The following is a 23,063-nucleotide window of genomic DNA, read 5'->3' as shown; positions in this document are numbered from 1 at the left end:
ACGACGGTGCCTACTGCCCGCCGTACTCCTTGCTCATGTTCTCGTAGAGCGCCTCGGCGCCCTTGCCCAGCTGCGGTCCCGCCAGCCAGGTGTTTTCGGACGGGCCGATCGACGTGTTCGAGACGAGCTTCGTCTCGCCGTCGACGACACGGAACCAGCCGCCGCCGGACGAACCGCCGGTCATGGTGCACCCGATGCGGTACATCGTCGGCAGGGTCGGGTCCAGCGAGAGACGGCCCGGCTTGTCGACGCACTTGAACATGCTCAGACCGCTGTACGGCGGTGCGGCCGGGTAGCCCCACGCGCCCATCGCGCTGACGTCCTGGGCGGACGGCGCGGAGAAGTCCACGTCCAGCGCGTTGCCGACCGTCTCCTCGAGCGACTTGCCGCCCTGCTCCGGCTTCACGTGCAGCACGGCGTAGTCGTATGGAGCGCCCGCGCCGCCCGTCTCGTCGCCGTCCGAGATCCACTCGTTGGAGGTGGCGGCCCAGTCCGCCCACCACTGGCCGTACGGGGCGATCTCCGACGCCGTGGCGTTGCCCAGCTCGGACTCGGACTTGCCGAGGTCGTTGTAGGACGGGACGAACGCGATGTTGCGGTACCAGCCGCCGCTGCCGCCGGCGTGCACGCAGTGGCCCGCGGTCCACACGAGGTTGGACTTGCCGGGGTGGTTCACGTCCTTGACGACCGTGCCCGAACAGACCATCGAGCCCTCGGGGGAGTCGAAGAAGACCTTCCCGACCGGAGCTGCGTAGTCGTGGTACGGAGTCTTCTCGGCCTTGGCCTCGACCGGCGCCGGTTCCGGGTCGTTGACGCCCTGGTCGGCCGCCGCGTCCTTCGCCGAGATCGTCTTGTCCGGGTCCTTGGCGGACTTCATCCGCTCGGGCTTCCACAGCCCCTCGATCACCGGGTTGACGAAGTCCTTGGCCTCACTGAGCCACTTGTCCTTGTCCCAGTTCTTCCAGCCGCCGTTCGCCCACTGGTCGACATCTATGCCGTGCTCCTTGAGCTTGTCCTTGATGTCGTCCGGGATCTTGATCTTGTCGTCGCCGCTCTGTGAGCTCTGCGACGAAGAGGCGTTGGAATCGTCCCTCGCCTTGTCGTCGCCCGAGTTGCAGGCGGTGGCGGTCAGTGCCAGGACCGCCACCAGGCCGGTGGCGGTGAGGAAGGTGCGCCGACTTCTTGAGGAACGCATGGTGCTGTAACCCCCGTTGGAGCGTTTATGTCATGTGCTTGTCAGGCGTGGGGCGGCTCCCCGCGACACCCGCCCGGACGCGACACCCCACTATGCCTGCGCAGTTGGGGACGAACGGCGGTGGGCCGGTGAAGGTTCCTGTGAGCAGGTCCACCGCCGTCTGTCCGAACCCTGTTACGTCGCGTGCATCACTGTCCGGCGAACTTCTTGCTCACCGAGTCGTACACACCCTTGGCCACATCGCCCAGGCGCGGGCCCGCCAGCCAGCCGAACTTGACCGGCCCGATAGAGGTGTTGGACACCAGCGCCGGCTTGCCGTCCGACCCCGTGGCCACCCAGCCGCCACCGGACGAGCCACCGGTCATGGTGCACCCGATGCGGTACATCGTCGGGTCGGACTGCGCCACCGACAACCGTCCCGGCTTGTCCGTGCACTGGTACAGCTTCTGGCCGTCGAACGGCGCCGCGGCCGGGTAGCCGGTCGCCGTGATGCTCGACACCTTGGGCACGGCGGGAGCGTTGAAGTTCACGGGAAGCGCCGAACCGACCGTCTCCTCCAGCGACTTGCCGTCGCTGCCCTTCTCCGGCGTCACATGCAGCACGGCGAAGTCGTACGGGGCTCCCTGGCCGCCCGTGGAACCACCCTGCTCGATCCACTGGTCCGAGGTCTGCGCCCAGTCGCTCCACCAGACACCGTACGGAGCGACCTCCTGGCGGGTGGCCTTCTCCAGCTGGGCGGCCGCCTTGCCCGAGTCGTTGTACGAGGGCACGAAGGCGATGTTGCGGTACCAGCCGCCCTTCTTGCCGGCGTGCACACAGTGGCCCGCGGTCCACACGAGGTTGGACTTGCCCGGGTGCGCCGGGTCCTCGACCACCGTCGCCGAGCAGACCATCGTGCCCTCGGGGGAGTCGAAGAACACCTTGCCGGCCTCGGGCACATTGGCGTGGTAAGCGGTCTTCACGGCCTGCGCGGTCACGGGAGCCGGCTCGGGGTCGGTGACACCTTGGTCACCGGAGAGGTCGTTCTCGTCGACGCCCTTGTTCTTGTCCGGGTCGTCGGCGCCGCGCATCCGATCCGGGTCCCACAGCCCCTTGATGATCGGGTTGATGTAGTCGTCGGCCTCGCGTAGCCAGTCGTCCTTGTTCCAGTTCTTCCAGGCGCCGTTCTTCCACTTGTCGATGTCGATCCCGTGCTGCTTGAGCTTGTTCTTGATGTCGTCCGGGATCTTGATCTTGTCGTCGCCGCTCTGGGTGGCGGACGCGGTGGGCTCACCGCTCGCCTTGTCGTCGCCCGAGTTGCAGGCGGTGGCGGTCAGCGCCAGCGCCGCCGTGAGGCCGACGGCGGCCAGCACGGGGGAGGTTCTGCGGCGCGCGCTCCTCCCTCGGCGAGCGGCGAAAGGCGGGCGTATCGATCGCATGGTGTAACTCCCCCTGGGCGTAAGAGAACTGTGCGCTGGTGGGCGCCGATCAACCTTGATCAATCGGTACGTCTGAACGGCACCAAAGACTATGCGGTCGCTGTGGGGGACATCCGACGGAACGGCAACGGTTCCGTCACGGCAAGGATCTTCGACTCACCCGCTTCCCCGCGCGGTCCGCGTCGTTGGTACGTACGGGGGACCTGCCGCCTGCGTTCAGAGCCCCCTGCCAACTCGCCTCTGGACAGCGGGAGGACCTGAAGTCGTGGCCGTGACCGAGTCTGCGGTGGTGCCGGTGGGGGCGCCCGGGGTGTCCGAGGGGGCGCGGGAGGCTGTTCCTGGCGTGTCCGAAGGGGCGCGCGCGGCGCACGAGGGGATTCTGCGGCGCCAGTCGGCCCGCGAGTCGGCGGCGCGCACCTACGCACGTGCCCTTCCGATCGTTCCGGTGCGGGCGCGCGGGCTGACGATCGAGGGCGCCGACGGGCGCCGCTATCTGGACTGCCTGTCGGGCGCCGGAACTCTGGCCCTCGGGCACAACCATCCGGTGGTCCTGGAGGCGATCAGAAAGGTCCTCGACTCGGGGGCGCCGCTGCACGTCCTCGACCTCGCCACGCCCGTGAAGGACGCCTTCACCACCGAGTTGTTCCGCAGCCTGCCGTCCGGGTTCGCCGACCGCGCGCGGGTCCAGTTCTGCGGACCGGCCGGGACGGACGCCGTCGAGGCCGCGTTCAAGCTGGTGCGCGCGGCGACCGGGCGCACGGGGATGCTCGCCTTCACCGGTGCGTACCACGGGATGACCGCGGGGGCGCTCGAAGCATCCGGGGGCGCGACCGAGGTACGTGTCGCGCGCCTGCCCTATCCACAGGACTTCCGCTGCCCGTTCGGTGTCGGCGGCGCGCGAGGCGCCGAACTCGCCGCGCGCTTGACCGAGTCCGTGCTCGACGACAGCAAGTCGGGTGTGCCGCGTCCCGCCGGAATGATCCTCGAACCCGTGCAGGGCGAGGGCGGGGTGATTCCCGCCCCCGACGACTGGATGCGCCGGATGCGTGAGATCACCGCGGCACGGGACATCCCGCTGATCGCGGACGAGATCCAGACTGGAGTCGGCCGGACCGGCACCTTCTGGGCCGTGGAACACAGTGGGATCACGCCGGACGTGATGGTCCTGTCAAAGGCCATCGGCGGCAGTCTGCCGCTGGCCGTCGTCATCTACCGCGACGACCTCGACGTCTGGCAACCCGGCGCCCACGCGGGCACGTTCCGCGGCAACCAGCTCGCCATGGCCGCGGGCGCCGCGACCCTCGCGTACGTCCGCGAGAACCGTCTTGCCGAGCGTGCCGGGATTCTGGGCGCCCGGATGCTGGCCCAACTCCGCAAACTCACCCACGAGTTCCCCTGCATCGGCGACGTACGCGGCCGGGGACTGATGATCGGCGTCGAACTCGTCGACCCCGAAGCGCCCCCGTATCCCGCGGCCGACGGTCCCCGACCCGCCGCCCCCGAACTCGCCGCCGCCGTCCAACGAGAGTGCCTCCGCCGCGGCCTGATCGTGGAACTGGGCGGCCGCCAATCGAGCGTCGTGCGTCTGCTCCCTCCCCTGACCATCAGCGACGAACAGACAACCGCGGTGCTCGACCGGTTGTCGGACGCGGTGGGGGCGGTGGCGCGCGGGGACTTGGAGCGTGGCGGAAATCGGCCTCGCGGTGTCGGCGAGCCTCGCCGTGCTGATGGGGGTCGCGGTCAGGGCGAGCTTCACGGTGACCTGCGGGAGCTGGAGCCCCGGCGGACGCCGTAGAGCCGGAGGACTGGTCGGTGAACGCCGTCCTGGAAGGCGTCGGGCGGGGCGTCGGCTCCGGAGCCCGGCGCACGGCCTCGGGCCGTGGGGGCTCGCTCTCACCCAGCGGGGACCGCCAGGACCGGACCGGCGCACCCAGCTCGAGCCGCATTCCCCGCCCACTCAGGCTCCATCCCGATCAACGCCCCCCACGCATGGAAACCCCAGCCCTCACACACAGCCAACGACCTCTACCCGAAGCACCCCGCTCCCACCCGAATCAACCGGGAACGCCGAAGGCCCGACGTACCGCCCCGGTTCGTCGCCGCACGAGCCCGAACGACCCCACAAGGAACCCCGTGAACGCCACCCCCGCACCCGACGGCCGTCCCCACACCCACGAGCGAGCGGCCCGTGGCACGCAGACCCCGCTCGTGCCGGGGGCCGAATCGGTCCCCCGGCAGAAGGAAGGGGCCCGGGAGTCCGAGCGGCTGGGCGGCGCCACCGCCGACCTGCTGGAACACCCCGATCCGCAGACCGCGGCCCAGGCGGCGGCCGTAGAGAACCTGCTGCGCTGCTGGGTACGGGAGAACAACCTGCCCGCCCCCGACGACGGCACCCTCCGCATCCCCCTCCCCGCCAGCGGCACGACACTCCTGGCCCCCGTGCACTACTGGTCCGCCACCGGCTGGCACCGCTTCGGCCTCCCCTACCTCGCCGACGCCCCCGACGAGGCGCCGCCCGCCGACGCGGTCACGGTGGCGGCACTGTTCACACGGCAAACGGCGACCGGCACATCGGCAGCCACGAATGGCGGCCTGGCTCCTGCCACCGTTGACCAGGCTTCTTCCGTCGTCGGCCTGGCTCCTGCCACCGTCGACCAGGCTTCTTCCGTCGTCGGCCTGGCTCCTGCCACCGTCGACCAGGCTTCTTCCGTCGTCGGCCTGGCTCCTGCCACCGTCGACCAGGCTGCCTCTGTCGTCGGCCTGGCTCCTGCCACCGTTGATCAGGCTGCCTCTGTCGTCGGCCTGGCTCCTGCCACCGTCGACCAGGCTGCCTCTGCCGTCGGCCTGGCTCCTGCCACCGTCGACCAGGCTCCCGCCACTGCCGCCCTGGCTCCTGCCACTGCTCAGGCGGCACCCAGCACTTTCGACCCGGCGACCACCACGCCCCGTGCAACCGGGCCCGGCAGAGCGCTCCTCGGCGCCGCCGCGACTCGCCCCGAACCTCAGGCGGCCCCGCACAGCCCGGCCGGTGACGGGTCCGAACTCGTTGGGCGCGTTGCCGACTCCGTTCGGCGCACCGCCGTGTTCATCCGCGACCGCAGGGAACGCCCCGCCGACGAGCCCGACCTCTTTCTCGCCGCCGAGCAGGCGCTGCTGCTGGGCCACCCGCTGCATCCCACACCGAAGGGCCGCGAGGGGCTCTCCGAGGCCGAAGCCCGGTTGTACTCACCCGAGTTGCGCGGATCCTTCCCCCTGCACTGGATGGCGGTCGCCCCCTCGGTGCTGGTAGCCGACTCGGCGTGGACGGAGCGCGGCCGCCCCGTCTCGGCGGAGCAGCTCACCACACGGCTGGCCGACGCCGCGCTGTCACTGCCCGAGGGGTATGCCGCACTACCGCTGCACCCCTGGCAGATGCGCGAGATTCGCCACCGTCGCGAGGCCGCGGCCCTGCTGGATGACGGGCTGCTCCGGGACCTCGGCCCGCAGGGCCCCCCGTGGCACCCCACCTCCTCGGTCCGCACCGTCTACCGGTCCGGTGCCCCGGCGATGCTCAAACTCTCGCTGGGCCTGCGTATCACCAACTCCCGTCGTGAGAACCTCCGCAAGGAACTCCACCGTGGCGTGGAGGTCCACCGCCTGCTGCGCAGCGGCCTGTTCAAGCAGTGGCAGGCCGCCCACCCGGGCTTCGACATCGTCCGCGACCCGGCCTGGCTCGCCGTCAACGGCTCGGACGGCAGCCCCTTGCCCGGGCTCGATGTGATGATCCGCCACAACCCGTTCAGCCCGACGGACGATGCCGGCTGTATCGCGGGACTGGTCTCGCCCCGGCCGCACGCCCAGTCCGGCGCACGGAACGCGGCAAAGGGCCGGCCCCTCATGCGGTCCCGGCTCACCGAGATCGTCACACGTCTCGCGGGGCGCACCGGCCGCTCGCGCGGCGCGGTCGCCACCGAGTGGTTTCTGCGCTATCTGGAGCAGGTCGTTCGCCCGGTGCTCTGGCTGGACAGCGAGGCGGGCATCGCTCTGGAAGCGCACCAGCAGAACACCCTGCTTCTGCTGGACCCCGAGGGCTGGCCCAAGGGCGGCCGCTACCGCGACAACCAGGGCTACTACTTCCGCGAGTCACGGCGCGCGGATCTCGACGCCCGGCTGCCCGGCATCGGCCAGCACAGCGACACCTTCGTCTCCGACGAGGTCACCGACGAACGCTTCGCCTACTACCTGGCCATCAACAACGTACTCGGCCTCGTCGGTGCGTTCGGCTCCCAGCGCCTGGCCGACGAACAGCTGTTGCTCGCCGCCTTCCGCCGATTCCTCGCCGATGTGGCCACCGGTCCGGCTCGGCTGCGTACGTCTCTGCCCGCCCAGCTGCTCGACTCACCCGTCCTGCGGTGCAAGGCCAACCTGCTGACCCGGCTGCACGGCCTCGATGAACTCGTCGGTCCCGTGGACACCCAGTCGGTCTACGTCACCATCTCCAACCCCCTTCATTCCTGAGGAACATGACCCACCCCGTCTCCTGAGAGGAGCGTCGCCGTGCCTCCCACCGATGCGAGCACCGACGCCGGTACCGCCCCCGCCACCGAACTCGCCACCGACACGGGGCCCCGCTCGGGTCCCGGTTCGGGCTCCGGCGCGAGCACCGACGGCGAGGACACCCTTGACCTGCGCCTTCCCGACGAGCTCATCGCGCTCTTCGCCGGGGAAGCCGGGACACGCGGCGGGGCGACAGGCGACGCCACGGGGGAGGACATGGGCGACGCCTCGGGTGGCGACATGGGCGACGCCTCGGGAGGGGCCGGGGGAGAGCGTCGGAGCATGGCGGAGAACCCCGCCGCCGCTCCGGCCGACGACGACCTGCTCGACCGCGTCGGTGGCTGGGGGCCCACCGCCACGCCCGTCGGCGTCTTCCACCTCGTCCCCGTGCGCGTCGAGCGCGATCTCCCGCTCATCGCTCGCTGGATGAACGACCCTGCCGTCGCGGCGTTCTGGGAGCTGGCGGGGCCCGAGTCCGTGGCGGAGGAGCATCTGCGCCGCCAGCTCGACGGGGACGGACGCAGCGTCCCGTGCCTCGGAGTGCTGGACGGCACGCCGATGAGCTACTGGGAGATCTACCGCGCGGATCTCGATCTCCTGGCTCGCCACTACCCCGCCCGACCGCACGACACCGGAATTCACCTCCTCATCGGTGGTGTCGCCAACCGTGGGCGCGGCCTCGGTTCCACCCTGCTCAGAGCTGTCGCCGACCACGTACTGGACAAGCGCCCGGCATGCGCTCGCGTCGTCGCGGAACCCGATCTGCGCAACACCCCATCCGTCTCCGCCTTTCTGAGCGCCGGCTTCCGGTTCTCCGCCGAGGTTGATCTGCCCGACAAGCGAGCAGCCCTCATGGTCCGAGACCGAGCCCTGCGCGATCTGTTGTAGCGCTATCACTCTTAGTACACCGCTCGTCCCGATCCGGTTCCCTGCCGAGGAGTCCCCGTGCCGAATCCATCCGCCGCCCCGGCACCCGGAGAGCCGCCCAGCCTCTACGACCCGCCTGAGCTGCGCAAAGAGCGATGGGATCGGGTCGGCCGCCGCCTGCTCGCCAAGATGATCGGCGAGTTCGCGTACGAGGGGATCATCGAGCCGGAGCCGGAGCCGGAGCCGGAGCCGGAGCCGGAGCCGGAGCGCGAGCCGGAGCTGCGGCGGGACGTCATTCGGGCCTCAGTGTCCGTGGCCCCGGGAACGGACCTTTCCTCAGTCCCCGTCGCGAACCCGGAGAGGAAAACGACTGCGGCCGACAGGCGCCGCGCCGACTACACCCTCCGCCTCGACGCCGGCGGCAGCCTGTCCTTCCGCGCCCGACGTACCGCATACGACAGTTGGCGCGTGGACCCCGATTCGCTCACCCTCGAAGAGGGAGGGGCGGAGCCCCGGCCCTTCACCGACCCGGTCGGCTTCCTCACCCGTACCCGAGGCACTTTGGGGCTCGACGGAGCGACGCTCGGTCATGTCATCCGCGAGCTGAGCACCACGCTCGCCGCGGACGCGCGCCTCGACCACCATGCCGTCTCGGCCGCCGAGCTGGCCGAGCTGGGATACGCGGAACTGGAGGGCAACCAGACCGGGCACCCCTGGATCGTGCTCAACAAGGGGCGCCTCGGCTTCTCCGCGAAGGACGCCGCGCACTGGGCGCCGGAGGCCCGCCGGGCGACGGCTCTTCCGTGGATCGCGGTCCACACCACGCTCGCCGCCTACAGGGGTGTGCGGGGCCTCGACACGGCAGAACACCTTTACGCACGCGAGCTCGCCCCCGCCACGAGGGAGTCCTTCGACGGGGTACTCCGCGCGCGTGGGCTCACGCCGGAGTCCTACCTCTATCTGCCCGTTCACCCCTGGCAGTGGGACGACGTCGTGTTGCCCCTCTTCGGGTCCCACGTCGCCGCGGACGCGATCGTGCCGCTGCACTCGGACGGTGATCTGCGCCTGCCTCAGCAGTCGATCCGTACGTTCCTCAATGTCTCGCGGCCGGACCGGCACACCGTGAAGCTGCCGCTGTCCGTCCTGAACACGCTGGTGTGGCGTGGCATCCCGACGGAACGGACGCTCGCAGCCCCTGCCGTCACCGCCTGGATGCAGGGCTTGCGCGACGCCGACCCGTTCCTGCGCGACACCTGCGGAGTGATCATGCTCGGCGAGGTCGCGTCGGTGACTGTCGGACATCCGGTGTACGACGGCCTCCCTGAAGTGCCCTATCAGTACAAGGAGCTGCTCGGAGCCATCTGGCGCGAACCGATCTCCCGACATCTGGTCCCCGGCGAACGCGCCCGCACTCTGGCCGCGCTCCTGCACACCGACCCGGAGGGGCGTGCCTTCACGGCGCAGCTGGTCGCCCGCTCGGGGGTGACTCCGAAGGTCTGGCTGCGCCGTCTCTTCGCGGCGCTCCTGCCACCCTTGCTGCACTGCCTCTATCGGTACGGCACTGTGTTCAGCCCCCATGGAGAGAACGCGATCGTTGTCTTCGACGACCATGACGTACCCGTGCGGCTCGCGGTGAAGGACTTCGTGGACGACATCAATGTGAGCGCGGAGCCACTGCCCGAGCATGCCTCCATGCCGGACGACGTGCGGGGTGTGCTGCTCACCGAGCCGCCCGAGTTCCTGACCCAGTTCATCCATTCCGGGCTCTTTGTAGGGGTGTTCCGCTATCTCGCGCCACTCTGCGAGGAGCAATTGGGCGTGCCGGAAGGCGAGTTCTGGTCCCTCGTGCGAGCGGAGATCATCCGCCACCAGACGCGCTTTCCCGAGCTCAAGGAGCGTTACGAGATGTTCGACCTGCTCACTCCCCGTATCGAGCGGCTGTGCCTGAACCGCAACCGGCTGCACCTCGACGGTTACCGCGACCGCCCCGATCGCCCGCACGCCGCCGTGCACGGTACCGTCCCGAACCCCCTTCACCAGCCTTGATCACGCGGCCGGTACGCGTCTTGATCACGCCCGTCGTCCCCAGCTTGATCGCCCGATTGTCAGTGGCGCCCCGTAGGGTGGCAGCGCTATGACAGAGCCCTCACTCCCCGAACTCCTGCATGCTGCCGTCACTGCCGTCGGCGGTACGGAGCGCCCTGGCCAGGTGACCATGGCCGAAGCCGTCGCGGACGCCATCGACGACAGCTCCCATCTGCTGGTCCAGGCGGGCACCGGCACCGGAAAGTCGCTCGGATACCTGGTGCCCGCGCTCGCGCACGGGGAGCGCGTGGTCGTGGCGACCGCGACCCTTGCGCTGCAGCGCCAGCTCGTGGAGCGTGACCTGCCGCGCACTGTCGACGCGCTGCATCCGCTGCTGCGCCGCCGCCCCGAGTTCGCGATGCTGAAAGGCCGGTCGAACTATCTGTGCCTGCACCGCCTGCACGAGGGCGTGCCGCAGGACGAGGAGGAGGGCCTCTTCGATCAGTTCGAGGCGGCCGCACCCACCAGCAAGCTGGGCAAGGACCTGCTGCGGCTGCGGGACTGGTCGGACGAGACCGAGACCGGCGACCGCGACGACCTCACGCCCGGAGTCTCCGACCGCGCCTGGGCCCAGGTGTCCGTGTCGTCCCGGGAGTGCCTCGGCGCCACCAAATGCGCCTACGGAGCGGAGTGCTTCGCCGAGATGGCCCGCGAGCGTGCCAAGCTCGCGGAGGTCGTCGTCACCAACCATGCGCTGCTCGCGATCGACGCCATCGAGGGCGCGCCGGTCCTTCCGCAGCACGAGGTGCTGATCGTCGACGAGGCCCATGAGCTGGTCTCCCGCGTCACCGGCGTCGCGACCGGCGAGCTCACCCCGGGCCAGGTCAACCGCGCCGTCCGCCGTGCCGCGAAGCTTGTCAACGAGAAGGCCGCCGACCAGCTCCAGACCGCCGCCGAGGGCTTCGAGCGCCTCATGGAGCTGGCGCTGCCGGGACGTCTGGAGGAGATCCCCGAGGACCTCGGGTACGCCTTGATGGCTCTGCGCGACGCCGCTCGTACGGTGATCTCGGCGCTCGGCTCCACCCGCGACAAGTCCGTCCAGGACGAGGACGCGGTACGCAAGCAGGCGCTGGCCTCCGTGGAGACCGTGCACGACGTGGCGGAGCGCATCACCAACGGCTCCGAGTGGGATGTCGTCTGGTACGAGCGCCACGACCGCTTCGGCGCATCGCTCCGCGTCGCTCCCATGAACGTGTCCGGACTCCTCAGGGAGAAGCTCTTCGCGGACCGCTCCGTCGTCCTGACCTCCGCGACCCTGAAGCTCGGTGGCGACTTCAATGGTGTGGGAGCGTCGCTCGGGCTCGCGCCCGAGGGTACCGAGGGCGAGGACCTTCCGCAGTGGAAGGGCGTCGACGTCGGTTCGCCCTTCGACTACCCCAGGCAGGGCATTCTCTACGTCGCCAAGCACCTGTCTCGCCCCGCACGGGACGGCGACCGCGGGGACATGCTGGAGGAGCTCACCGAGCTGATCCGGGCCGCCGGTGGTCGCACGCTGGGACTGTTCTCCTCGATGCGGGCCGCCCAGCTTGCGGCCGAGGAACTGCGCACGCGCATCCCCGAGTACCCGATCCTGCTGCAGGGCGAGGGGACGCTCGGCGAGCTGATCAAGAACTTCGCGACCGACCCCAAGACCTGCCTCTTCGGCACACTCTCGCTCTGGCAGGGCGTGGACGTCCCGGGCCCGAGCTGCCAGCTGGTCGTCATGGACAAGATCCCCTTCCCGCGCCCCGACGACCCACTGATGAGCGCCCGCCAGAAGGCGGTCGAGGACAACGGCGGCAATGGCTTCATGGCGGTCGCCGCCACCCACGCCGCCCTCCTGATGGCCCAGGGCGCCGGCCGCCTCGTACGAGCCTCGGGGGACCGGGGCGTGGTCGCCGTACTCGACCAGCGCCTGGCCACCGCCCGCTACGGCAGTTATCTCAAGGCATCACTGCCCGACTTCTGGTACACGACGGACCGCAACCAGGTCCGCAGGTCACTCGCGGCGATCGATGAGGTGGCGAGGAAGACGGAGGAGGCCTAGCGCCTGGGCGGCGGCCCGCGGGGTGGGTTGGCCTGGGCGGCCACGGTGCGCCGACCGCGTTCGCCCGCGGTGCGGGGTCAGTCGGGCGCGGGCCGGGAGCGAAGATGTTGAGCCCGGGGGACCGGGTCAGACACGCCGCAAGCCGGGCGTCCGACCGCCGCGTCCAGCCGTCCCGACGCGCGCCCAGATCAGCTCCCCCGGAGCGCGCCGCCCATCCGGGAAGGGAGCCCCACAGTCCTCCGCAGGACGGCCCAGCGCGCGGCCAAATCACCGGTGCGGGAGCGCCTCGCCTGCCCGGCCGTCGACCGATGCGCCCCGCAATCCCCGGCCGAACAGCATTGCTGCCCGCCCACCCCCGCTGGGGAAGCGCCCCGGAGACCCAGATCCCCGACCCAGGAGGCGCACACACCCTCACGCGAGGCTCCCCAGCCTGGGCACCGCATCCCACGCAGAGCTCCTGGTCCAGGAAGAACACGCAGAGCTCCTGGTCCAGAAAGCGCACCCCACGCGAGGCCCCCAGCCTGGGGCGCGCACCCCCACGCAGCGCCCTCGGCCAAGGAAGCGCACCCCGCGCACCTTGGCCAACGAAGCGCACCCTGCGCAGAGTCCCTGGCCCTGGAAGCGCACCCTGCGCAGAGCCCCTGGCCCTGGAAAGGCGCACCCCCACCCAAAGCCCCGGCCCAGGAACCCCACCTCCCTGCCAAGGCCCCCGGCCAGAAAAACGCAGGGCCCCGGAACCGGCGCAGTTGGTCCCGGGGCCCGGTCAGGGGCGGGGCGGCGCGTCCCGCCCTTCGCAGGTGGTTACACCCGCCGCAGCACTGCCACGACCTTGCCGAGGATGGTCGCCTCGTCGCCGGGAATCGGCTGGTACGCGGAGTTGTGCGGCAGCAGCCACACGTGCCCGTCCTCGCGCTTGAAGCGCTTCACCGTGGCTTCGCCGTCGAGCATCGCGGCCACGATGTCGCCGTTCTCCGCGACCGGCTGGCGGCGGACCGTCACCCAGTCCCCGTCGCAGATGGCGGCTTCGATCATCGAGTCGCCGACGACCTTGAGGACGAACAGCTCGCCGTCACCGACCAGCTGGCGAGGGAGGGGGAAGACGTCCTCGACCGACTCCTCGGCGAGGATCGGGCCACCGGCGGCGATCCGGCCGACCAGCGGGACGTACGACGCGGCAGGCTTGCCCGCTGTGTCGGTGGGCTGTACCGAGGACTGGTCGGAGCCTCGGACCTCATACGCGCGCGGGCGGTGCGGGTCGCGACGCAGGAAGCCTTTGCGCTCCAGCGCCATCAGTTGATGCGCGACCGAGGAGGTGCTGGAGAGGCCGACCGCCTGTCCGATCTCCCGCATCGACGGCGGGTAGCCGCGTCGCTGCACCGAGTCCCTGATCACCTCGATCACCCGGCGCTGGCGGTCTGTGAGCCCGGAGCTGTCCGCCCGGATGCCTGGAGGTCGGCCCGGCAGGGAGCGCTTGGGTCCCTCATGATTCACGGCTTCGTTCATCGCATGCACCGGCTCGAGTCGGCCCTGGGAGCGGTCCTGGGCAGTGATGGTGGCACTGTCTGCGGTGGTGGTCACGTCGGCCCCTCTCGATGGTCTCCCTGCTGGACAACGGTAGTTGCTTTCGAAAGGTTGCGCCAAACACACGTTCGAGTGAAAAAACGCGGATTGCCTGTCGTGATCATGTGTCTGGGTGTATGGCTAACGCTGCACCTGGCGGACAAAAGGGCGTATTGCTGCACTCTTCACCGCCGGGGCGATGATCGTGCCGACAGATGTGCGCTGCGGTCCAGTCTGCCACCCGGCACCCCGTCAACCGGGTACCGACCCCCCAATCTGCACGGCCACCACGGTATCGCCGTGTGTCCGGGATCGGTATGGCCGTGCGGCACATGCCAATACGCATGCGACACGCGCGACGTGGGCCATTCTTCGCGTCGATCCCCACATCTAGTGGTTGGATTGCAACAGCAGCCCAAGTGTTGTGGTCCCCCAGGTCTCCGGGCCTGCGGCCATCGCCTATGCTTGGGGCTGCTTCGAGGGGCCCGAGAGGTCTCGAGAGGTCTATGAGTCGTGCTGTGAAGGAGGGTTGGAGCCATGCACTGCCCCTTCTGCAGGCACCCCGACAGCCGCGTCGTCGACAGTCGTACGACGGATGACGGCACGTCGATCCGCAGGCGCCGCCAGTGCCCCGACTGCTCCCGTCGTTTCACGACCGTGGAGACGTGCTCGCTGATGGTGGTCAAGCGCTCCGGCGTGACCGAGCCCTTCAGCCGTACCAAGGTCATCAACGGCGTGCGCAAGGCCTGCCAGGGGCGGCCTGTCACCGAGGACGCACTCGCCCAGCTCGGCCAGCGGGTCGAGGAGGCGGTGCGGGCCACCGGAAGTGCCGAACTGACCACCCACGACGTGGGGCTGGCCATACTCGGCCCGTTGCAGGAACTCGACCTCGTCGCCTATCTGCGGTTCGCGTCCGTCTACCGGGCGTTCGACTCGCTCGAGGACTTCGAGGCCGCCATCGCGGAACTCAGGGAAGAGACGAGGCAGCGGCCCACCGCGGACGAGGCGGACGACGAAGACGCCGCCGCGGAGCGCCCGGAATGCGACCGCGGGTCCGGAGAGGCCGTCCAGGTCCCCGTGCCCGCCAGCGCCGCCGACTGAGGGGAAGGCCGACTTGAGTCGGCTCATCGGCGGCGACCACGGACCTGCTGCGGGCGGCCGCGCATACGGCGCGCGCAGCACCAGACACACACCGTGCCACGGGAAGAACGAGGCACTTCAGGGCGTTTTAGCCCGATACAGGGAGGCGGCATGACAGAGACGGCGAGCGGTCCGGCACGAGGTTCCCGCGCCAAGGGCACCAAGGCCAGCAAGGGGCTGCGCATCGAGCGCATCCACACCACCCCCGGCGTGCACCCGTACGACGAGGTGGAGTGGGAGCGCCGTGACGTCGTCATGACCAACTGGCGCGACGGCTCGGTCAACTTCGAGCAGCGTGGCGTCGAGTTCCCCGGCTTCTGGTCGGTGAACGCGGTCAACATCGTCACCAGCAAGTACTTCCGCGGTGCCGTCGGCACCCCGCAGCGCGAGGTGAGCCTCAAGCAGCTCATCGACCGCATTGTGAAGACGTACCGGAAGGCCGGTGAGGACTACAAGTACTTCGCCTCGCCCGCCGACGCCGAGATCTTCGAGCACGAGCTGGCGTACGCCCTCCTGCACCAGATCTTCAGCTTCAACTCCCCGGTGTGGTTCAACGTCGGCACGCCGCAGCCCCAGCAGGTCTCCGCCTGCTTCATCCTGTCCGTCGACGACTCCATGGAGTCGATTCTCGACTGGTACAAGGAAGAGGGCATGATCTTCAAGGGCGGCTCCGGCGCCGGCCTGAACCTCTCCCGCATCCGCTCCTCCAAGGAGCTCCTCTCCTCGGGCGGCAACGCCTCGGGTCCCGTCTCCTTCATGCGCGGTGCCGACGCCTCCGCAGGAACGATCAAGTCGGGTGGCGCCACGCGCCGCGCGGCCAAGATGGTCATCCTGGACGTCGACCACCCCGACATCGAGGACTTCATCGAGACCAAGGTCAAGGAGGAGGAGAAGATCCGCGCCCTGCGTGACGCGGGCTTCGACATGGACCTGGGCGGCGACGACATCACGTCCGTCCAGTACCAGAACGCCAACAACTCGGTCCGTGTGAACGACACGTTCATGAAGGCCGTCGAGTCGGGCGGCAAGTTCGGCCTGACGTCCCGCATGACCGGCGAGGTCATCGAGGAGGTCGACGCCAAGGCGCTGTTCCGCAAGATGGCCGAGGCCGCCTGGGCCTGCGCCGACCCGGGCATCCAGTACGACGACACGATCAACCACTGGCACACGTGCCCGGAGTCCGGCCGTATCAACGGCTCGAACCCGTGCAGCGAGTACATGCACCTGGACAACACGTCCTGCAACCTCGCCTCGCTGAACCTGATGAAGTTCCTGAAGGACGACGGCAAGGGCCGCCAGTCCTTCGACGTCGAGCGCTTCTCGAAGGTCGTCGAGCTGGTCATCACCGCGATGGACATCTCGATCTGCTTCGCGGACTTCCCGACCCAGAAGATCGGCGAGAACACCCGCGCCTTCCGTCAGCTGGGCATCGGTTACGCCAACCTCGGCGCCCTCCTGATGGCGACCGGCCACGCGTACGACTCCGACGGCGGCCGCGCCCTCGCCGGCGCCATCACCTCGCTGATGACCGGCACTTCGTACAAGCGGTCCGCCGAGCTCGCCGCGGTCGTCGGCCCGTACGACGGCTACGCCCGCAACGCGCAGCCGCACCAGCGCGTCATGAAGCAGCACGCCGACGCCAACGCCGAGGCCGTCCGCATGGACGACCTGGACACCCCGATCTGGGCCGCCGCCACGGAGGCCTGGCAGGACGTGATCCGCCTCGGCGAGAAGAACGGCTTCCGCAACTCGCAGGCTTCCGTCATCGCCCCGACCGGCACCATCGGTCTCGCGATGTCCTGCGACACCACCGGTCTTGAGCCCGACCTCGCGCTGGTCAAGTTCAAGAAGCTGGTCGGCGGCGGCTCGATGCAGATCGTCAACGGCACCGTGCCGCAGGCTCTGCGCCGCCTGGGATACCAGGAGGAGCAGATCGAGGCGATCGTCGCCCACATCGCCGAGAACGGCAATGTCGTCGACGCCCCGGGCCTCAAGCACGAGCACTACGAGGTCTTCGACTGCGCCATGGGCGAGCGCTCCATCTCCGCGATGGGCCACGTCCGCATGATGGCCGCGATCCAGCCGTGGATCTCCGGCGCGCTGTCCAAGACGGTCAACATGCCGGAGTCGGCCACGGTCGAAGAGGTCGAGGAGATCTACTTCGAGGCCTGGAAGATGGGCGTCAAGGCACTCGCGATCTACCGCGACAACTGCAAGGTCGGCCAGCCCCTCTCCGCCAAGACCAAGGCGAAGGAGAAGGCCGAGGTCACGGCCAAGGCCGAGGAGACCATCCGCACCGCGGTCGAGAAGGTCGTCGAGTACCGCCCGGTCCGCAAGCGCCTCCCCAAGGGCCGTCCTGGGATCACGACCTCCTTCACGGTCGGCGGCGCCGAGGGCTACATGACCGCCAACTCCTACCCGGACGACGGTCTCGGCGAGGTCTTCCTGAAGATGTCGAAGCAGGGCTCCACCCTCGCGGGCATGATGGACGCCTTCTCGATCGCCGTCTCGGTGGGTCTGCAGTACGGCGTGCCCCTGGAGACGTACGTCTCGAAGTTCACGAACATGCGCTTCGAGCCGGCGGGCATGACGGACGACCCGGACGTGCGGATGGCGCAGTCGATCGTCGACTACATCTTCCGCCGCCTGGCGCTGGACTTCCTGCCCTTCGAGACCCGCTCCGCGCTCGGTATCCACTCCGCCGAGGAGCGTCAGCGTCACCTGGAGACGGGCTCCTACGAGCCCGCCGACGACGAGGTCGACGTCGAGGGCCTGGCCCAGTCCGCGCCCCGTGCGCAGGAGCTGAAGGCCGTCGCCACCCCTAAGGCCGAGGTCGAGGCGGCCAAGCCCGCTCCGAAGCAGGCCCACACCAGTGCCGAACTGGTGGAGATGCAGCTGGGCATCCAGGCGGACGCTCCCCTGTGCTTCTCCTGCGGCACGAAGATGCAGCGGGCCGGTTCCTGCTACATCTGCGAGGGCTGCGGTTCGACCAGCGGCTGCAGCTGATCCGAGGCCCTGAAGGGCGGCACGGCCACCGGCCGTGCCGCCCTTCGGCGTTTTCGTGGCGCTACGGAGAGCCGGTTTCGGCTGTCCCGGTTCTTCGGAGAGGCCTGTTTCTGGAATGCGGTCCCCAGGGGAGTGCGATCAGGCGTCCTGAGGGCTGCCCATGACCCTGGCGAAGGTCGCCGGGTCCGTGTCGTAGCCGTGAATGCCCGGGTGGAACGTCCACTCTCCAGAGTCGTCGCGTACGAACTCCCCCACGGTCGCGGCAGTAGCCCCCAGGACGTCGCCGAAGTTGTCCTCCGCGAGGACGGTGTAGCCCTCACGCATACGGAAGGCGGGATTGAGCACACCCACGAACGCCTTGTGACCGGCGCGCTGTTGGATGAGGACGCCGACCACCACGCGCGCGTAGCGGCTGTCCAGGCGGTCCAGCTCCAGTGTCATGACCTCGTCCCAGCCGAAGCCCTTGCCGTCCTTGCTGTCCCGGTTCAGATAGATGGTGCCGTCCGGCGAGCGGCTGTCGAAGTGGACTACGTAGGCCGGGTTTTCGCCCGGAGCGGCCGCCAGATAGGTCGCCGCGATGATGTCGAGATCGGTTGCGGGCTGCCCCACAGGACTCGGATCCCACTTCACCGCCAGCTCGACCTTGCGGATTCCCTTGTTGAGACCGTTCACCGGATCTCCCCTCCCCGTTCCCCATCTGCTCCCTGGCCGAACTAGCCTGTGGTCAGGGCCGGTTGTCCATCGTGCCACGCGCGCCGGGGCGCTCGCGCGGATGTAGTCCGCCGGAGCGTGACCAGCGCCACGCTCCGTGGCCTTACGATGGCGCGGTGCTGGTCAAGTGGATTCGCTGCACCGTGGTGGACCGCCGCGGTTTCGAGCGGGGGCAGCGAAAGTGGGCGGGGCTTCTGGGGGAGCCGGGTTTCCGGGGACAGGGCGGGGGATGGAGTCGGGGGCGGTCCGGCGTCGCACATGTCTTCGCCTTCTGGGAAAGCCGTGCCTTCTACGACTCCTTCATGGCCCGCTCCCACGACCGGCTCGCCGCCGCTCAGTCGGGCACCTTCAAGGACTCCCAGGTCAAATTGTTCGATCACCGCTTCGACGTGAAGACCGGCTTCGAACCGCGCTTCACGGACGCCGACCTGGTGCGCGTGGCCCACTGCCGGATTCACGAGGAGCGTGCCGAGCACTTCGCTTTGATGCAGGAGAAGGTCTGGAACCCCGCGATGGCCGGCTCGCCCGGCATGGTGCGCGGCCTGTTCGGCGAGGCGCCCGGCCATGAGTTCCTGATCCTGTCCATGTGGCAGTCGGCGGCCGAGCACGGCAAGTACCGCGCCGAGCGGGTGGAGCGGCTCGCGCTGCGCGCCCAGATCGAGGCCGACGTCGCGGCCCTCGCGGGTGACATCGTGGACCTGGAGCCCGGCTGGACGGTCTGATCGGGCCACGTGGTGTGATTCCTGTGTGCGGGGAGCCGTGTGACCTACATCGTATGGAGCCCGCACGAGTGCTCGATCGGCCGCGACACGATCTAGGGTCATTGGCATGGCACGACCACGGCGCATCGTTCTTGTCCGGCACGGCGAGTCGGTGGGCAATGCCGATGACACCGTGTACGAACGCGAGCCCGACCACGCTCTGGCGCTCACGGAGAAGGGGTGGCAGCAGGCGGAGGACACGGGCAAACAGCTGCGGGAGCTCTTTGGACGCGAGCGCGTAAGCGTTTACGTGTCGCCCTACCGCCGCACGCACGAGACGTTCCGCGCCTTCCATCTCGACCCCGACCTCGTACGGGTGCGCGAGGAGCCGCGACTGCGCGAGCAGGACTGGGGCAACTGGCAGGACCGTGACGACGTACGCCTCCAGAAGGCGTACCGGGACGCGTACGGGCACTTCTTCTACCGCTTCGCGCAGGGCGAGTCCGGGGCCGACGTGTATGACCGGGTCGGTGGCTTCCTGGAGAGCCTGTACCGCAGCTTCGAGGCCCCCGACCACCCGCCGAACGTGCTCCTGGTGACCCATGGCCTGGCCATGCGGCTGTTCTGCATGCGCTGGTTCCACTGGACGGTCGCGGAATTCGAATCGCTGTCGAACCCGGGGAACGGGGAGACGCGGATGCTCGTTCTGGGGGAGGACGGCAGGTACACGCTTGACCGGCCTTTCGAGCAATGGCGTGATCCGGAATCGTACGGAGTCACCGGATAGAGTGGCAGGGCGATGACCGCTGACTCCTCCCCCGACAGGCGCCTGGACCGCGCCCTGGCCAGCCTGCGCGGACTCGCGGTGGGGGACGCGCTGGGCTCGCAGTTCTTCGTGCCCGCGAACTACCCGCTGCTCAAGCGCCGTGAGCTGCCGCCCCGCCCCTGGCAGTGGACCGACGACACCGAAATGGCCTGCTCCGTAGTGGCCGTTTTGGCCGCGCACCACCGCATCGACCAGGACGAACTGGCCCGCTCCTTCGCCGAGCACCACGACTTCGACCGGGGCTACGGGCCCGCGGTCAACAGGCTGCTGCGGCTGATCAGGGAGGGCGGCGACTGGCGTGAGCTGGCATCCGCGCTCTTCAAGGGCCAGGGCTCGTGGGGCAACGGCGCCGCGATGCGGATCGCCCCCCTGGGCGCCTGGTACGCCGACGACCCGGAGCAGGCGACGCACCAGGCGGAGATCTCCGCGTACCCCACGCACCAGCACCGCGAGGCCGTGGTCGGTGCCATGGCCGTCGCCGCGGCCGCGGCTCTGGCGGCCGACCCGGCGGGCCCGCCGAGCGCCGAGGCGCTGCTCGACGGCGTCGTCGCGCTCGTGCCGCGCAGCGCCGTCGGCGCGGGTCTGCGGCGCGCCCGGGACATGCTCGACTACGGGGACGCCGCGACCGTGGCCGCCGTCCTGGGCTGCGGACGGCGTACGTCGGCGCACGACACCGTGCCGTTCGCGCTCTGGTCGGCGGCCCGGGCCCTCGGTGACTACCAAGAGGCCTTCTGGGTCACCGCCCAGGTCGGCGGTGACGTGGACACCACCTGCGCCATCGTGGGCGGGGCGGTCGCCGCGGGAAAGGCGGGAGCGCCACCGGCTGCCTGGGTGGAGCGCACCGAGGGGCTGCCGGAATGGGTGCCGGGTCCCGCGTACCGGCGTACGGCGAGCGGCGCATAGGGCGGCCGCGCGGAGCGCCCCGCGCCCCGCGTGAAGTCCCAGAGGCCTGCCTCGGGAGCCGGCGACCGTGGCCAATGCCGGTCATCTGTGTCACAGGCTTGCTACAGCACGGCCGCCACTCCCTCAGGCGCCTTGCCCGTGCATACCCTGTCCGCCACGCCGCCTGTTGATCACCACGGGCGTGCTCCGACGAGACACCGGTCAGCAGCCTTCCGCCACTGTGGCGTGTTGTGGGCTGTCCAGAGGCCGGCTGGGAGGGGGTGCTGTGTCCGACATACCGTCCGCGTCCGAGCCGAGAGGCCAGAGACCGGCGAAGCCGAGGGATCCGGAGGCGAAGGAGCCAAGGGAGGGCGAGGAGCCAAGGAAGGTCACGGGGCCGAAGGAGGCGACGGAGCCGACCGCTCCCGCCGATCCAACGGAATCCGCGGCTTCGGCGGATCCGGGGGAACCTGAATCGACTGGGCCGAGCCCCGAATCCGGCTCCAAGGGGGATGCCACCGAGGCGGAAGAGGAAGCGGAACAGGAATCCGGCTGGGCCTACCCGTCGCCCACCCCCGTCCCCTGGTTGTCCGGGCTTCAGGTCAGGTCACCCGCCCCGGTGCGTACGGCCACGCTGTGGGCCGCGCTCGCCACCGGCGTGCTCAGCATGCTGCTTCTCGATGACGGCCTGGCGCTCAATCTCCTGCTGGTCGCGATTCCCGCCGCGCTCGCCGCGTACTTCGCCGCCCAGGCCGCGGGACGACGCACGCGCGCGTGGACGCTGGTCTGGGGCATCGGCGGCATCGGTCTGCTCATCGTGCCCGCCCTGCGCGACGCTGACTGGCCTTCGTTCCTCGCGGTCGTCACCGCGGTCGCGCTGGGCTCGCTCGCGCTGCACGGCGGCCGCACCTGGCCCGCCGTCCTGCTCGGCCCCATCGGCGTGTTCAACGCCCTGGTCACCGGCCCCACCTGGGGCTGGCGCGGGCTGCGCGAACGGTTCGGCGGAGCGCGCCGCAGCGTGGGTGCGGGGCTGCGTGCGCTCGCCGTGACCGCGGTCCTGCTGCTGGTCTTCGGAGCGCTGTTCGCGGGGGCCGACGCGGCGTTCGCGGATCTGCTGGGCGAACTGATGCCGGACGCGTCCGTCTCCGGCGGCCCCTGGCGCGTTGTGCTTCTGGTCCTCGGCCTGGTGGGAGCGCTCGCGGCGGCCCACACGGCCGCCGCGCCCGTCCAGTGGGACCGGGTCGAAGTGCCCAAGGGCCGCCCTCGCGGCCGCTTGGAGTGGGCGCTGCCACTGATCGTGCTCACCGCGCTCTTCGCGGCCTTCAACGCGGTCCAACTGGCTGTGCTGTTCGGCGGATACGACGCCGTACTGAAGAAGACCGGCCAGACGTACGCCGAATACGCCCGTCAGGGATTCTGGCAGCTGCTGCTCGTCACGCTTCTGACCCTGCTCGTCATCGTGTTCGCGCTGCGCTGGGCGCCGCGCGACGAGGCGGGCGACCGGAAGCTGGTGCGGGGTGTGCTGGGAACTCTGTGCGGGCTGGCGCTCGTTGTCGTCGCATCGGCGGTGCGACGTATGGACATGTATGTGGAGGCCTATGGGCTGACACGGCTGAGGGTCTCGGTGGTGGCCGTGGAGCTCTGGCTCGGCCTGATCATCGTGCTCATCATGGCGGCCGGGGTCTGGGGTGCCCGCTGGCTGCCACGTGCTGTCGCGGCCAGTGCGGCGGCGGGCGTGCTCGCGTTCGGACTGATGTCGCCCGACGGACTGATCGCCGAGCGCAACGTTCAGCGGTACGAGGACACGGGCAAATTCGACCTCGAGTACGCGCGTGGGCTGTCCGCCGACGCCGTACCAGCCCTCGACAAGCTGAAGGAGCCGTTGCGCTCCTGCGCGCTGAGCTCCGTCGCAGTCGAACTGGGAGACGACGAGGGCCCCTGGTACGCCACCAGTTGGGGCGAGGCGCACGCGCGGGACATCCTTCGTGACCGGCCCCCGTCGAAGGACCCGGACTGGAGCGTGTGCAGCCGGGTGGCGGACGACCTCATGTACCGGTGAGCGCCCGCTCCCGCCTTTCTGGCTAGGGGCGTTCTTTGTGTCGTACTGCGG

General features: G+C 69.7%; 15 protein-coding genes. 11 read left to right on the top strand and 4 right to left on the bottom strand.

From position 1 onward, the window contains the following. Positions 1 to 10: 10 nt before the first annotated feature. Together ACZ4RZ_RS42965 and ACZ4RZ_RS42960 are read right to left on the bottom strand one after the other, a co-directional pair. The gene (locus tag ACZ4RZ_RS42965) at positions 11 to 1,195 is read right to left on the bottom strand and encodes a trypsin-like serine peptidase (RefSeq protein ID WP_467752995.1); all 1,185 of its coding nucleotides are present in this window, start codon (positions 1,193 to 1,195) and stop codon (positions 11 to 13) included. Positions 1,196 to 1,383: 188 nt separating this feature from the next. Beyond that, positions 1,384 to 2,613, bottom strand: a complete 1,230-nt coding sequence (locus tag ACZ4RZ_RS42960) for a trypsin-like serine peptidase (protein ID WP_467752994.1) — start codon at positions 2,611 to 2,613, stop codon at positions 1,384 to 1,386. Between the two features lie 265 nt (positions 2,614 to 2,878). Here ACZ4RZ_RS42960 and ACZ4RZ_RS42955 point away from each other — a divergent pair, with 265 nt between their 5' ends. The 5 genes from ACZ4RZ_RS42955 to ACZ4RZ_RS42935 all read left to right on the top strand — a co-directional run bounded on the left by ACZ4RZ_RS42955 (position 2,879) and on the right by ACZ4RZ_RS42935 (position 12,127). After that, positions 2,879 to 4,408: a diaminobutyrate--2-oxoglutarate transaminase family protein gene (locus ACZ4RZ_RS42955; protein ID WP_467752993.1), complete on the top strand. Its 1,530-nt coding sequence runs from the start codon at positions 2,879 to 2,881 to the stop codon at positions 4,406 to 4,408. 338 nt (positions 4,409 to 4,746) lie between these two features. Beyond that, positions 4,747 to 7,110 carry an IucA/IucC family protein gene (locus ACZ4RZ_RS42950; RefSeq protein ID WP_467752992.1) on the top strand — a complete coding sequence of 788 codons (2,364 nt, stop codon included), beginning with the start codon at positions 4,747 to 4,749 and terminating at the stop codon, positions 7,108 to 7,110. A 39-nt stretch (positions 7,111 to 7,149) separates the two neighbouring features. After that, positions 7,150 to 8,037, top strand: a complete 888-nt coding sequence (locus ACZ4RZ_RS42945) for a GNAT family N-acetyltransferase (protein ID WP_467752991.1) — start codon at positions 7,150 to 7,152, stop codon at positions 8,035 to 8,037. 57 nt (positions 8,038 to 8,094) lie between these two features. Then, positions 8,095 to 10,062: an IucA/IucC family protein gene (locus ACZ4RZ_RS42940; RefSeq protein WP_467752990.1), complete on the top strand. Its 1,968-nt coding sequence runs from the start codon at positions 8,095 to 8,097 to the stop codon at positions 10,060 to 10,062. Positions 10,063 to 10,150: 88 nt separating this feature from the next. Then, on the top strand, positions 10,151 to 12,127 hold the full coding sequence (locus tag ACZ4RZ_RS42935; protein ID WP_467752989.1) for an ATP-dependent DNA helicase: 1,977 nt from the start codon (positions 10,151 to 10,153) through the stop codon (positions 12,125 to 12,127). A gap of 801 nt (positions 12,128 to 12,928) precedes the next feature. Here the strand turns inward: ACZ4RZ_RS42935 and lexA are convergent. Next, on the bottom strand, positions 12,929 to 13,705 hold the full coding sequence (gene lexA / locus ACZ4RZ_RS42930) for a transcriptional repressor LexA (RefSeq protein ID WP_189188217.1): 777 nt from the start codon (positions 13,703 to 13,705) through the stop codon (positions 12,929 to 12,931). Positions 13,706 to 14,224: 519 nt separating this feature from the next. Between lexA and nrdR the strand changes: the two genes are divergently transcribed. Both nrdR and ACZ4RZ_RS42920 read left to right on the top strand, forming a co-directional pair. Beyond that, the gene (gene nrdR / locus ACZ4RZ_RS42925; protein ID WP_467752988.1) at positions 14,225 to 14,788 is read left to right on the top strand and encodes a transcriptional regulator NrdR; all 564 of its coding nucleotides are present in this window, start codon (positions 14,225 to 14,227) and stop codon (positions 14,786 to 14,788) included. Positions 14,789 to 14,938: 150 nt separating this feature from the next. After that, positions 14,939 to 17,833 carry a vitamin B12-dependent ribonucleotide reductase gene (locus ACZ4RZ_RS42920; RefSeq protein WP_467752987.1) on the top strand — a complete coding sequence of 965 codons (2,895 nt, stop codon included), beginning with the start codon at positions 14,939 to 14,941 and terminating at the stop codon, positions 17,831 to 17,833. Positions 17,834 to 17,971: 138 nt separating this feature from the next. Here ACZ4RZ_RS42920 and ACZ4RZ_RS42915 read toward each other — a convergent pair whose 3' ends face one another. Beyond that, the gene (locus ACZ4RZ_RS42915; RefSeq protein WP_467752986.1) at positions 17,972 to 18,505 is read right to left on the bottom strand and encodes a TerD family protein; all 534 of its coding nucleotides are present in this window, start codon (positions 18,503 to 18,505) and stop codon (positions 17,972 to 17,974) included. 155 nt (positions 18,506 to 18,660) lie between these two features. On the opposite strand from ACZ4RZ_RS42915, the gene ACZ4RZ_RS42910 reads away from it, so the two are divergent. The 4 genes from ACZ4RZ_RS42910 to ACZ4RZ_RS42895 all read left to right on the top strand — a co-directional run bounded on the left by ACZ4RZ_RS42910 (position 18,661) and on the right by ACZ4RZ_RS42895 (position 23,012). Further along, entirely contained in the window at positions 18,661 to 19,266 is a 606-nt protein-coding gene (locus ACZ4RZ_RS42910) for a DUF4937 domain-containing protein (RefSeq protein WP_406174206.1), read from the top strand. 106 nt (positions 19,267 to 19,372) lie between these two features. Beyond that, positions 19,373 to 20,032 carry a histidine phosphatase family protein gene (locus ACZ4RZ_RS42905; RefSeq protein ID WP_467752985.1) on the top strand — a complete coding sequence of 220 codons (660 nt, stop codon included), beginning with the start codon at positions 19,373 to 19,375 and terminating at the stop codon, positions 20,030 to 20,032. 12 nt (positions 20,033 to 20,044) lie between these two features. Then, entirely contained in the window at positions 20,045 to 20,974 is a 930-nt protein-coding gene (locus ACZ4RZ_RS42900) for an ADP-ribosylglycohydrolase family protein (RefSeq protein WP_467752984.1), read from the top strand. A 565-nt stretch (positions 20,975 to 21,539) separates the two neighbouring features. Continuing rightward, positions 21,540 to 23,012 carry a DUF4153 domain-containing protein gene (locus tag ACZ4RZ_RS42895; RefSeq protein ID WP_467752983.1) on the top strand — a complete coding sequence of 491 codons (1,473 nt, stop codon included), beginning with the start codon at positions 21,540 to 21,542 and terminating at the stop codon, positions 23,010 to 23,012. Positions 23,013 to 23,063 lie beyond the last annotated feature (51 nt).

Source organism: Streptomyces sp. NPDC027189, from assembly GCF_055566975.1.
The sequence above is the reverse complement of the archived record's forward strand: the minus strand, read 5'-3'. Positions and strand labels throughout refer to the sequence as shown.

Excerpts from the sequence above, each read along its gene's own strand:
- ACZ4RZ_RS42965 (WP_467752995.1), bottom strand. The coding sequence starts at position 1,195 with ATGCGTTCCTCAAGAAGTCGGCGCACCTTCCTCACCGCCACCGGCCTG.
- ACZ4RZ_RS42960 (WP_467752994.1), bottom strand. The coding sequence starts at position 2,613 with ATGCGATCGATACGCCCGCCTTTCGCCGCTCGCCGAGGGAGGAGCGCG.
- ACZ4RZ_RS42935 (WP_467752989.1), top strand. The coding sequence starts at position 10,151 with ATGACAGAGCCCTCACTCCCCGAACTCCTGCATGCTGCCGTCACTGCC.
- nrdR (WP_467752988.1), top strand. The coding sequence starts at position 14,225 with ATGCACTGCCCCTTCTGCAGGCACCCCGACAGCCGCGTCGTCGACAGT.
- ACZ4RZ_RS42920 (WP_467752987.1), top strand. The coding sequence starts at position 14,939 with ATGACAGAGACGGCGAGCGGTCCGGCACGAGGTTCCCGCGCCAAGGGC.
- ACZ4RZ_RS42905 (WP_467752985.1), top strand. The coding sequence starts at position 19,373 with ATGGCACGACCACGGCGCATCGTTCTTGTCCGGCACGGCGAGTCGGTG.
- ACZ4RZ_RS42900 (WP_467752984.1), top strand. The coding sequence starts at position 20,045 with ATGACCGCTGACTCCTCCCCCGACAGGCGCCTGGACCGCGCCCTGGCC.